At 70.7% G+C, this 12,859-nt stretch carries 5 protein-coding genes; 1 reads left to right on the top strand and 4 read right to left on the bottom strand.

What is annotated here, in order from left to right; translation table 11 throughout:
• Window positions 1-206: 206 nt before the first annotated feature.
• The 4 genes from VFS34_02395 to cysK all read right to left on the bottom strand — a co-directional run bounded on the left by VFS34_02395 (window position 207) and on the right by cysK (window position 4,080).
• Window positions 207-437, bottom strand: coding sequence for a DUF2249 domain-containing protein (locus VFS34_02395; protein HET9793285.1), 231 nt, complete (start codon window positions 435-437; stop codon window positions 207-209).
• On the bottom strand, window positions 434-2,257 hold the full coding sequence (locus tag VFS34_02390) for a DUF542 domain-containing protein (GenBank protein ID HET9793284.1): 1,824 nt from the start codon (window positions 2,255-2,257) through the stop codon (window positions 434-436). Before VFS34_02390 ends, VFS34_02395 begins: the two co-directional genes overlap by 4 nt.
• A 208-nt stretch (window positions 2,258-2,465) precedes the next feature.
• On the bottom strand, window positions 2,466-2,987 hold the full coding sequence (locus VFS34_02385) for an SgcJ/EcaC family oxidoreductase (GenBank protein ID HET9793283.1): 522 nt from the start codon (window positions 2,985-2,987) through the stop codon (window positions 2,466-2,468).
• Between the two features lie 154 nt (window positions 2,988-3,141).
• Window positions 3,142-4,080 (bottom strand): cysteine synthase A, encoded by a 939-nt coding sequence (gene cysK, locus VFS34_02380; protein ID HET9793282.1) that lies wholly within the window; start codon window positions 4,078-4,080, stop codon window positions 3,142-3,144.
• A gap of 211 nt (window positions 4,081-4,291) precedes the next feature.
• Between cysK and VFS34_02375 the strand changes: the two genes are divergently transcribed.
• A complete protein-coding gene (locus VFS34_02375) occupies window positions 4,292-12,856 on the top strand; it encodes a glucoamylase family protein (GenBank protein HET9793281.1) in 8,565 nt (2,854 codons plus the stop codon).
• Window positions 12,857-12,859: the final 3 nt, after the last annotated feature.

Here is a 12,859-nt window from a genome sequence, read left to right as displayed (position 1 = left end):
CCGGATCGAAGTCCTTGAGACGTCGGCTTCCGACATAGATCCCGGCGAGGACCAGGATCGCCGCGAGAAGACCCCAGGCCGCCGCGTGCCGGACGTCCGAGCCCTGGGTGGTCGCTTCGCCTGCCGTCGTCCCTCCTCCCGATCCCGCCGTCCCCCGGAACCGGACGTCGCCACTCTACCGAATCGGCCGGCGGCGTTCCAACGGCTCAGCCGCGCGTGAACGTCACCCGGAATCCGCCGCCGTCCAGCTCCTCGACGTCGCGGGAAAAGCCCATCTGTCGCATCAGACCGTAGAGCGGCATCGGCTCGAACGGCGCGATCACGACGAGGGCTTCCCCCGGCGCGACGGTTTCGGCCGCCGCGAGAATCGCATCGAGCGGTTCGCCGCCCGACTGGAGGATCGGACGCACGTCGATCACGCGCGGCTCGCCGCTCATCGGACCGGCAGCCGGGAAACGAACCGCGACGGCGCCGGGGAGGCGGCCGGGGTCGCCGGGGGCGCGACCGGAAGCGTCGAGCGCGCCGGAGGCCGGGCGCGCATCGTCCGGACGAGGTTGACCGCGAACAGGACGAGACCGCCCACGACGAAGACGCCCATCCAGGACCCGACTTCGTAGAGCTTCGCGTGGAACGCGGCCGGGTACTGGAGGAGCCGCAGCGCCACCCCCGCCAGGATCAGCGCGTACGTGGCGTACGCCATCTTCGGCGACCAGAGCGTCTTTCCGGAGAACACCGGGAGGATCCGGAGGCTCATCCCCACGATGATCAGCGTCAGAAACCCGATCGTGAAGACGTGGCGCGCCGCATCCGCCCACCAGAGGTTCTGGGCCGGGAACACGGTGGTCCGGGCGACGACGATCGCGCCGAGCTCCAGGACCGCCCAGAGCATCAGGCAGACGAACGCCGCCCGGATGGCGAACAGCGGATTGCCGGGAGGAGCGAGCGCGGGAAGCTTCGGGCGGCCGAGGAGTTTCGCTCCGGCGACGAAGACGATGGCGGCGAGGGCCACGCCCGCCATTCCCGCGTCCCGCAGGAGCGCGGCGGCCGGATTCGAAAGGCCGGGGATCCCGGCGGCGAGGAACGTCGCGACGCCGAGCGTCTGGAGAACGAGCGCGGCGCGGGCCGGGTTCGGTCCCGGCGCCTCGAGGCCCAGGAAGAGAGCGACGACGCGGTGCGCGAAGGCGAACACCCACCCCAGCAGGAATCCGTACAGCGCGACGAAGTAGAACGGGTCGACCAGCGCCGCCGGCAGCGCGGTCTCGAGGTGTCCGGCGAGCCAGACGCTCTGGGCGGCATTCACGACGAGGGCCGCCAGGAAGAACGTCGTCCCGAATCCGAGCAGGACGAGGAAAGGATCCTTCTTCCCGTATTTGCCGGCCGGAGCGCGACGAATCAGGTCCGCGACGAAGATCGCGAAGAGGCAGCCCGCCGCCAGCTCCGCCACGCCCGACAGCAGCGATGCGATTCGCCCGATCGGCGCGAGGTTGAACGGCTGCCCGAAGTTCCGAAGGATCACGCCGCCCGCCATCAGCCAGAACGTCGCCTTCGAGGAGCGGGGCGGACCGCCGCCGACTCCCGAGATGCGCGGGAGCGCGTGAAACGCGATCCCCATGAGGAAAAGTGCCGCGAATCCGAGGATCTGCGTGTGCGCGTGCATCTGGCGATGGGAGAACGGCACGTCTCCCCCCGCCGCGATCCGGAGGAGGTTGATCATCCCGGTGGTGGCGCCCAGAGTCAGCGTCAGGACGAGCGAACCGACGATGAACTCGGGTGAGAACGGACGGGGCGGAGCCTTCGGCGTGGAAGCCGCCGGAGCTTTGCGGCCGTCGCGCGCCGCGGCGGCGTTGACGTCGGCCATCAGCGGGCCGAGGGCGATGCGGTGGACCGTGGCGAACCACCCGAGCGGCTCGTCGGGCCCGTCCTCTCCCCCGCAGTCGCCGAGCCCGTGCTTCTCGAGCACGGCCGCGGTCGACGGGAACCGCCGGACGATCTCCCGGATCGACATCGCGGGGATGACGAGATCGCCCCCCGGCGCGGGGACGGCCCGGAGCGTTCTGCCGCCGGCGGGCTCCGGAAGGATGTGGCCGATCTCTCGGAGGACCTCCTCGAGCGGGACGCCCCGGGCGATGCACGCCTCTTTCAGCGGATGCTGTCCCCCGCAGCAGGTATCGATGTCGAAGGCCGCGAGCACCGGCCGGATTTCCGGCAATCGCTCGAGGAGGTCCTTGACGGGGAGATCCGGATCGATCGTGGCCATGAGTGCCTCCGAGAGGGAAGTTACCCGGCGACCTCCGGCCGGCATATGACCCGGATCATCCGGACCGGCGATAAATTCGGGTCTCGGAGTCTGCGAGTTCCGGGATCGACCGGGGGCCGAGAAAGCCGTCCTCGAGCACCGGCTCTGGAACCGGCTGCCGCCTCTTCGACCGGGCGCCCTCCCGCGGCCGCGGCGCGGGGCCTTTCCCCTATTGCCGGAACGGCTCCGGGCTGAGATCGGGCATCCGGGGCGGCGGGGGTCCCTGGCGAAGCTCCCAGATGAACGTCGAGATGACTTCCCAGCGACCCGCGTGCTTCCGGAAGAAGAGGATCTCCTGGATCCGACGCGGCGGGCCGCCGGGCTCGACGGACGACGAGGCGTCCGCCGCCTGTTCGGCGACGGCGAGATCTCCTCCGAGCATTCTCACGCGTTCCCCGACGGGACGGAAGGTCGGCCGCGCTCCCTCCTTCCAGAGATACTGCCCGAGGAACCGCTCGACTCCGTCGCGGCCGCGAATGCGCCAACCCGCGGCGTTCTCCCAGTCGGTGTCGGCGGAGAGCCCGCTCGCGTAGTTCCGGGCGTCGCCGCGTTCCCAGAACGAATTCATCGAGTCCACCATCTGCCGGATGTCGTGCTCGTCCCCCGACCCGGACCGCCCGTGACGCGGCTGGGCGGACGCGAGCCCCCCGAAGAGGAAAAACACAGCCGCCGGAATCGCCAGTCGTCGCATCGTGCTTCCTTCCCGCCCGCGATTTTTCCGGGCGGAGGGAAGCCGTGCAACGGATGTGCCCGGAAAGGAGCGGCCGAATCGCGGAACCTGAACCCGCGAGCGGGAATCGGGGGCGGCCGGGAATCCCCGGCCGCTCCCGCTCACGCCGCTTCGATCAGTCGATTCCCTGGAAGAGATCCGTCGAGACGTACCGCTCCGAGGTCGACGGGAAGATGCAGACGATCAGCTTTCCCCGGTTGTCGGGCTGCTTCGCGATCTCGACCGCCGCGTGCGCCGCCGCGCCCGACGAGATGCCGCCGAGGATCCCCTCCTCGCGGGCGAGGCGCCGCGCCATCACGAGCGCCTGGTCCGACGACACCGAGAACGTGCCGTCCACGAAGCGCATGTCGAGGTTCTTCGGAATCATCCCCGTTCCGATCCCCTGGATCTTGTGCTTCGAGTGCGTGCCGCCCGCGATGACGGGCGACTCGGCCGGCTCGACGGCGATCAGCTTCACCTGCGGCTTCCAGGCCTTCCAGACGCGGCCGACGCCCGTGAACGTCCCGCCGGTGCCGACTCCCGCCACGAAGATGTCCATGTCGCCGTCCGTGTCGTTCCAGATCTCCATCGCGGTCGTCCGCTCGTGGATCTCGGGGTTCGCCGGATTCTCGAACTGCTGGGGAATGACACCGCCCCGGTCCTTCGCGATCTCCTCGGCCTTCGCGAGCGCCGCCTTGATGCCCTCGGCCCCGGGCGTCAGGACGACCTCGGCGCCGAGGAACTTCAGGACCTTGACGCGCTCCTTCGACATCGTGTCCGGCATCACGAGCACGCAGGAGTAGCCGCGCTGCGCCGCGACCATGGCGAGCGCGATACCGGTGTTGCCGCTCGTCGGCTCGACGATCGTCGACTTCGACGCGTTCCGGGGATCGAGCTTCCCCGCGCGCTCGAGGGCGGCGATCATCGCGACCCCGATGCGGTCCTTGACCGAGTGCGCGGGATTGAAGAACTCGAGTTTGGCCGCCACGGTCGCGACCGCGCCCTCCGTGACGCGGTTCAGACGCACGAGCGGGGTATTTCCGATCAACCGGGTGACGTCGCTGGCGATTCTCACGGGCACCTCTCCCCAAATAAAAGAGCCCGGTCAATCCGGGCTCGTCGACACGTGGTCAGCCGCCCGGGCGCTACGGGGTGGAGCGACAGCGGGGACAGGCGCGGCGGGCAGGCACGCCGGAAGCATAGAAAAGATTGCGGTATTGTCAAGCGAGGCGCGCCCCGCGAGGCTGCTCGCGCGCCCCGGAGGTGGGTTGGGCAGGAGCACGGCGATGTGGAAGAGCCTCGGGCGGCAGGAGCCGATCCGGGCGGACATCTACGGACCCGAACGCCTCGAGCACGAAGCCGAACGCCTGGCCGCCAGCCACGAGACCGTATCGCGTCTGTCGCGGCGGCATCTCCTCCGCCGGCGCCTCGAGGAGAGTGATCGCGAGCTCCGGGCGATCCACGAGTCGATCGTCACCGGCGCGCGCCGCGGCGAGCCGATCTCCCCCGCCGCCGAGTGGTTCCTCGACAACTTCCACCTCGTGCTCGACCAGATCCGCGAGGTCCGGCAGGACTTTCCCGCGACCTACGAGAAGCAGCTCCCCCAGCTCGCGGAAGGGGAATGGCGGGGGTATCCGCGGGTGTACGCGATCGCGATCGACGTGATCGCCCACACCGACAGCAACCCGGACATGGAGACGCTGCGGCGGTTCCTGACGGCGTACCAGCGGGTGACGACGCTCTCGATCGGCGAGCTGTGGGCGGTCCCGATCGCGTTCCGCATGGCCCTGATCGAGAACCTTCGCCGGCTCGCGGGCCGGATGGAAGTCGCCCGCCGGGAACGCGCGAAGGCGGACGCGCTCTGCGACCGGATCCTCGCGGCGATCGACGGGGCCGCTCCCGGCGAAAGGGAGAAGACCGCGGAGACGGTCCTCCGCACCCCGGAGCGCCGGGAGATCGTCCTGAACCCGACGTTCGCGGTCCGCGTCATGCAGCGCCTCCGCGACATCGACCCCGCGCTCTCGGCGGCGCAGCGCTGGATCGAGGAGGGGCTCGCGCGGGAGGGGATGACGACCGACGCCGCGGTCCACGCGGAGCACCACCGGCAGACGACCGCGCAGGCGACGATCGCCAACATCATCGCGAGCATGCGGCTCTTCGCGCAGACGGACTGGTCCGACTTCTTCGAGTCGGTCAGCCTCGTCGAGAAGATCCTTTCCGAGGATCCCGCCGGCGCGTACCTTCAGCAGGACTTCGCGACCCGGGACCGCTACCGCCACGTCGTCGAAACGCTGGGACGCCGGGACGGCGAGCGCGAGAAGGGCATCGCCCGGCGGGCGATCGATCTGGCGTCCGCCGCGCGCAGCGAACCCGAGCGCCACGTCGGCTGGTACCTGATCGACCGGGGGCGGGAGGGACTCGAGCGCTCCGTCGGGTGGCGGCCGCCGCTCCCCGACGCGATTCGCCGCGTCGTCCTCGGTCGTCCGACGCTCTTCTACGTCGGATCGATCGCCGCGATCGCGGCCCTCGTCGAGGCTCTCGTCGTCCGCTATGCGGCCCGCTGGGGAGCCCCGCCGGGTCTCGTCGCGGCGACCGCGACCCTGGCGCTCGTCCCGGTCTCGGAGCTCGCGATGACCCTCGTGAACTTCGCGGCGACCCTCCTCTTTCCGCCGCGCCTCCTCCCGAAGCTCGAATGGCGCGAGGGGATCCCGGACGAGTTCGAGACGCTCGTCGCCATTCCCGCGCTCCTCGACGACGAAGAAGGCATCCGGGACCTCCTGACCGGCCTCCAGATCCGTTCGTACGCGAATCCCGATCCCCGCCTCCGCTTCGCCCTCCTGACCGACTTCGCCGACGCCCCGGAAGAAACGGTATCCGGAGAGGAAGCCCTTCTCCCGCTCCTCGTCGAAGGGATCCGGCTGCTCAACGAAGCCGCCGGGACGCGGTCCGCCGACGGAGGCGACCGCTTCTGGCTCTTCCATCGCCGCCGCGTATGGAACCCGGCCGAGCGGAAATGGATGGGGTGGGAGAGGAAGCGAGGGAAGCTCACGGAGCTCAATCGCGCGCTCCGCGGGAAGGAGCCGACGACCTTCGAGATCCTCCCGGACGATCCGGCCGCTCTCCGCCGGATCCGTTTCGTCCTCACGCTCGACGCCGACACGCGGCTGCCGCGCGACTCGGCGCGCGCCCTCGCGGGGACGCTCGCCCATCCGCTCAACCGTCCGCGACTCGATTCCGGAAGCGGCGTCGTCCGCGAGGGCCATGCGATCGTCCAGCCGCGCGTCTCCATTTCTCCGGAGAGCGCGAACCGCTCCGCCTTCGCGCAGATCTCCTCCGGGCACGCGGGGATCGACCCCTACACGACGGCGGTCTCCAACGTGTACCAGGACCTCTTCGACGAGGGGAGCTTCACCGGGAAGGCGATCTACGACGTGGACGCCTTCGAGGCGGCGCTCGCGGGCCGCATCCCGGAGAACGCGCTCCTCTCGCACGACCTCTTCGAGGGGAGCTTCGCCCGTTCCGCGCTCGCGACGGACATCGAGGTCTTCGAGGATCACCCCTCCTCCTACGACGTCTACACGCGCCGACAGCACCGGTGGATCCGCGGCGACTGGCAGCTCCTCCGGTGGCTCTGGCCGCGCGTCCCGGGGGAACGGGGACCCCGGCGGAACGATCTCTCGGCGCTCTCGCTCTGGAAGATCTTCGACAACCTCCGGAGGAGCCTCGTCCCGCCGGCTCTCCTCCTGTGGCTCGCCGCCGCGTGGCTCGTCCTCCCCGGATCGCCGTTCGTCTGGTCGGCCCTCGCCGTGCTGACGATCGCGTTCCCGATCGTCTTCCACCTCGCGGAAGGCCTCTCGATCCACCCCCGCGGCATTCCCTGGACGAGCCATTTCTGGAGCGTCTGGGGAGACGCGATGGACAACTGCGCGCAGTTCGCGCTCCGCGTCGCCTTCCTCCCGCATCTGGCGATCGTGTCGCTCGACGCGGCTCTCCGCGCCACCTGGCGGCAGTTCGTGTCGCACCGGGGCCTCCTCGACTGGACCACCGCCGCCGCCGCCGAGAAGAACCGGGCCGACTCGGTGCCCGCCTACTTCCGGCGCATGGGGGCGGGTTGGACGCTCACGATCGTCCTCGCCGCGGCGACCGCGGCGTTCGCTCCGGGAAGCCTCGTCGCCGCCTCTCCCTTCCTCCTGCTCTGGGTCGTCGCCCCGGCGCTCGCGGCCCAGCTCTCCCGCCCGATCCCCGAAGCGCGGCCGGAGATCTCCGACGCCGAGCGGCGGGAATTCCGCGAGATCGCCCGGCAGACGTGGCGATACTTCGACCGGTTCTGCGGCGCCGCCGAGAACGGCCTCCCGCCGGACAACTACCAGGAAGACCGCGATCCGCCCGTCGCGCACCGGACGTCCCCGACGAACGTCGGACTCTCGCTCCTGGCCGTGCTCGCCGCTCACGATTTCGGCTACGTCGGGACGGACGACGCGATCGGCCGCCTCGAGCGCACCCTCGGCTCGCTCGAGCGGCTCCCCCGCCACCGCGGCCACTTCTACAACTGGTACGACACGCTGACGCTGACGCCCCTCCACCCGCTCTACGTCTCGTCGGTGGACAGCGGGAATCTCGCGGCATGCCTCGTCGCTCTCGAAGAAGGGGCGAAGGCGCTCGCGGCATCCGGCGGCGAGAGCGACGCCTGGCGCGACGGCCTCGCGGACGTCGCGCGGATCGTCGCCCGCGAGTTCGAAAAGGTCCCGCCGTCGGGCGTCCGGACCGAGGCGGTCCCGGTGCACCAGCTCCGCGAGCAGATTCGGATGCTCTCGGAGACGGCCCTGGCCGAGCGGGACGAGGAAAAGTGTCTCCGCGAAATGGCGCGCCTCGCCGCCGAGATCGCCGACGGGCTCTCCGCCCTCGCGGCGGAGCACCGCGAGCTCGAGATCGCCGACCTGAGGGGCTGGCTCGCCGATCTCCTCGCGCAGGTCGATTCGCTCGGGCGCGGCCTCCCGGGCGATCCGCCCGCGGCGGCCGTCCCGGCATCGGCGGCGGGAGCCGTCGCGCCCGCGGCAGATCCGCCCCCGTCCCGGGCGGAACGGCTCCTGGCGATCGCGCAGCGCGCCGAATCGCTCGTCCGCGAAATGGATTTCGGGTTCCTCTTCGATCCGGACCGCAAGGTCTTCTCGATCGGCTTCAATCCGGCGCTCGGCCGCCTCGACCGTTCGTACTACGACCTCCTCGTGTCGGAGGCCCGCCTGACGAGCTTCCTCGCGATCGCGAAGGGAGACGCGCCGACGGAGCACTGGTTCCGCCTCCAGCGGCCTTTCACGGTCGCCGCCGGAAAGCCGCTCCTCCTCTCCTGGTCGGGGAGCATGTTCGAGTACCTCATGCCCCTCCTCCTGCTCCGTTCTTATCCGGGGACGCTCCTGGCGTCGACCTGCCGGAACGCCGTCGCCGCGCAGATGCAGTACGGGCGCGCGCGGGGCGTTCCGTGGGGGGTCTCCGAATCGGCGTACAACGCCCGCGATCTGCACCTGAACTACCAGTACGGACCGTTCGGCGTGCCGGAGCTCGGCCTGCGGCGCACCTCTCCCGACGAGCTCGTCGTCTCCCCCTACTCGACCTTCCTCGCCCTCCTCGCCGACCCTTCGGGCGCCGCGGAGAATCTGCGGCGGCTCGCGGCCGAGGGCGCGCGCGGTCCGTTCGGCTTCTGGGAGTCCGTGGACTACACCGAGAGGCGCCTGCCGCCGGACGCGGGCCGAGCGGTGATCAAGGCGTCGATGGCGCACCACCAGGGGATGATCCTTCTCGCGCTCGACAACTACCTCAACCGCGACGTGATGCGGGAGCGGTTCCACGCCGACCCCTCCGTCCAGGCGACCGAGCTCCTGCTGCAGGAACGGATCCCGCGCAACACCGCCGCGCTGGCCGGTGCGATCGTGGCCCAGGTCGCGGCGGGCCGCGTCGTCCGGGAAGAGGCGACCATCCCGTTCCGGCGGTTCGAGACGCCCGACACTCCGACGCCGCGCACCCAGATCCTCTCGAACGGCAGCTATTCCGTCCTGATGACCGCGGCCGGAGCCGGAGAGAGCCGGCGCGGAAACCTCGCCGTGACCCGCTGGCGGGACGACGCGACGACCGATTCGTGGGGATCGTGGATCTATCTGCGGGACGTCCGGAGCGGCGTCAACTGGTCGGCCGGCTACCAGCCGACCGTGCGGCCGCCGAAGCGTTTCGAGGCGCGATTCTCGGAACACAAGGTCGAGATCTCCCGATCCGACGAGGGAATCGACACGACGATGGAGGTCATCGTCTCGTCGCAGGACGACGCCGAGATCCGCCGCGTCACGCTCGCCAACACGTCCCCGCGCGCCCGCGATGCGCGCGACATCGAGGTGACGAGCTACGCCGAGATCGTCCTCGGCGCGAGGGCGGCGGACGTCTCGCATCCGGCCTTCTCGAAGCTCTTCGTCGAAACCGAATGGATCGGCAACGCCCTTCTCGCCCGCCGTCGTCCGCGCTCGGCGGAGGAGGCGCCGGTCTGGGCGGTCCACGTCCTCGCCGTCCGCGGCGCCACGCTCGGCGCGGTGCAGTACGAGACCGACCGGGCCCGGTTCCTGGGCCGAGGACGGTCGCCGCGCGCGCCGGCCGTGCTCGTGGAAGACCGGCCGCTCTCCAACACGACCGGCGCGGTGCTCGATCCGATCTTCTCGCTGCGGCAGCGCGTGCGGATCGCGCCCGGCGAGACCGCGCGCCTCCTCTTTTCGACGGGCGTCGCCGACAGCCGCGAAGCGGCCGTCGCGCTCGCGGAGCGCTTCCAGGACCCGCGGCTCTTCGACCGGGAGGCGTCCCTCGCCTGGATGCGGTCGCAGGTCCTTCTCCGCCACCTCGACGTCACGGCCGACGAGGCGCAGCTCTTCCAGCGGCTCGCGACCCGCATCGTCTACGACGACCCGAGCCTGCGCCCGCCGCCGGAGGTCCTGTCGCGAAACGCCGGATCGCAGCGGAACCTGTGGGGCCACGGGATCTCCGGAGACCTGCCGATCGTCCTCCTCCGGATCGGAAGCGCGGACGAGACGGAACTCGCGCGTCAGCTGATCCGCGCGCACGAGTACTGGCGCCTGAAGGGTCTCTCGGTCGACCTCGTGATCGTCAACGACGACCCGTCCGGGTACTTCCAGCCCGTCCAGGAACAGATCCAGCGGCTGATCGGCGCGTCGCCCTCGCAGGCCCTCGTCGACAAGCCGGGAGGGGTCTTCGTCCGGAGGGGGGACCAGATCTCCGAGGAGGACGCGACTCTCCTGCAGACGGCGGCGCGCGCGGTCCTCGTCGGTGAGCGCGGGACGCTCGCCGAACAGATCGAGCGTCCCCCCGCTCTCGAATCCTGGCCGGCGCCGCTCACGGCCTCGACCGCGGCCGCGGCGCGACCCGCGGGACCTCCTCCCGAGCCGCGCCGTCTCCTCTTCGGGAACGGAATCGGCGGGTTCACGCCGGACGGGCGGGAATACGTCGTCAGCCTCGCCGAGCGGCAGTACACGCCGGCGCCGTGGGTCAACGTCGTCGCCAACGACGAGTTCGGCTTCTTCGTGAGCGAATCGGGCTCCGCCTGCACGTGGTCGGAGAACAGCCAGGAGAACCGGCTCACGCCGTGGTCGAACGATCCGGTCTCCGACCCTTCGGGGGAGGCGATCTATCTCCGGGACGACGAAACGGCGGATCTCTGGTCGCCGACCGCCCTCCCGATCCGCGGACCCGAACCGTGCGTGTGCCGCCACGGGCAGGGATACACCGTCTTCGAACATCGCCGGGGCGCCATCGCCGCGGAGGTCACGACGTTCGTTCCCGAAGAGGGCGCCGTCAAGATCACGCGCCTGCGGCTGACGAACCACGGCACGGCGGCCCGGCGACTGTCGGCCGCGCACTACGCCGAATGGGTCCTCGGCGTCGACCGGTCCACCGCGCGGTTCGTGATCACGCAGAGCGACCCGGCCGGAGGAGCGATCTTCGCGCGCAATCCCTACAACGCCGAGTTCGGATCGCGCGTCGCGTTCTCGGCGGTCCACGCTCCCGGCGCGCGCCTCGCCGCGACGGCGGACCGGCGCGAGTTCCTCGGCCGGAACGGACACGTTTCCGACCCGGCGGCGCTTCGACGGACGACGCTCCTCGGACGCGCGGGAGCGGGGCTCGATCCGTGCGCCGCGCACCTGGCCTCGTTCCCGCTCCTTCCCGGCGAGACGCGCGAGATCGTGTTCCTCCTCGGCCAGGCCGGCGATCGCGAGCGGGCATCCGCCCTGATCGAACGTTTCCGGGACCCGGCGTCCGTCGAAGGCGCGCTGGAGCAGGCCCGCCGCTCCTGGGATCGCCTCCTCGGCGGAATCGTCGTCCGGACCCCGGATCCCGCTCTCGACCTCCTCGTCAATCGCTGGCTCCCCTACCAGGCGATTTCGTGCCGGATTCGCGGGCGGACGGCGTTCTATCAATCGAGCGGCGCCTTCGGATTCCGCGACCAGATCCAGGACGCGCTCGGCGTGGCCTCGCTCGCGCCGGAAATCGCGCGGCGGCTGATTCCCCGGTTCGCCTCTCATCAGTTCCTCGAAGGCGACGTCCAGCACTGGTGGCATCCGCCGAGCGGCCGCGGTGTCCGGACGCGATGTTCCGACGACTATCTCTGGCTCCCCTATGCGGTCGCGAGCTACGTCGACGCGACCGGAGACGAGGGGCTCCTGGACGAATCCGTTCCCTACATCGAGGGGCCGGTGCTGGCGGAGGGCGAGGTCGAGTCGTACCAGGAGCCGAAGGAATCGGACCTCCGGGAGAGCGTCTATGCGCACTGCGTGCGCGCTCTCGACCGCTCGGCGGCCGTCGGCTCCCACGGCCTTCCGCTGATCGGCTCGGGAGACTGGAACGACGGGTTCAATCGCGTCGGATTCGAGGGGAAGGGAGAGAGCGTCTGGCTCGGCTGGTTCCTCCACGCCACGCTCAGCCGGTTCGCGGCCGTCGCCGAGCGGCGCGGCGACGGAGAGCGCACGACGCGTTATCGCGGGCAGGCCGGCGCGCTGAAGTCCGCGATCGAAGAGCACGCGTGGGACGGGGACTGGTACGTCCGCGCCTTCTACGACGACGGGACGCCGCTCGGCTCCGCGCGCGACGCCGAATGCCGGATCGATTCGCTCGCCCAGACGTGGGCGGCGCTCTCCGGCGCGGGCGACCGCGTCCGCGTCGAGCGCGCGATGGTCGCCGTGGAGCAGTATCTCGTCCGCCGCGAGGACGGGCTGATCCTCCTCTTCACCCCTCCGTTCAATACGACGCCGAGGGACCCGGGCTACATCAAGGGGTATCTCCCCGGGATCCGCGAGAACGGCGGCCAGTACACGCACGCGGCGGCCTGGACGATCATGGCGTTCGCCGAGCTCGGTCAGGGTGACCTCGCCGGCGAGCTCCTCGCGCTCGTCAACCCGATCGCGCCGACCAGCACCCGCGCGGGCCTTCACCGCTACAAGGTCGAGCCGTACGTGACCGCCGGCGACGTCTATTCGGTCGAGCCGCTCACGGGGCGCGGCGGCTGGACCTGGTACACGGGTTCGGCCGGGTGGCTCTATCGCGCGGCGACCGAGTCGATCCTCGGCCTGCGGCTCGAAGGCTCCCGTTTCCGCGTGGATCCGTGCATTCCGCGGCGCTGGCCGCGCTTCGAGATCCAGCTCCGCGACGGCAACGAGACGCTCTACGCGATCACGGTCGAGAACCCGCGCGGTGCGTGCCGCGGCGTGCGGGAAGTCGTCGTGGACGGCGCGCCCTCGGCCGACCGGTCGATTCCGCGCCACGGCGACGGAAAGCGCCACGACGTGAGGGTCGTCCTGGGGGACTGACCG

It is taken from the genome of Thermoanaerobaculia bacterium (assembly GCA_035717485.1).
GTDB lineage: Bacteria > Acidobacteriota > Thermoanaerobaculia > UBA5066 > DATFVB01 > DATFVB01.
This window is presented reverse-complemented; position numbering and strand designations above follow the sequence as displayed.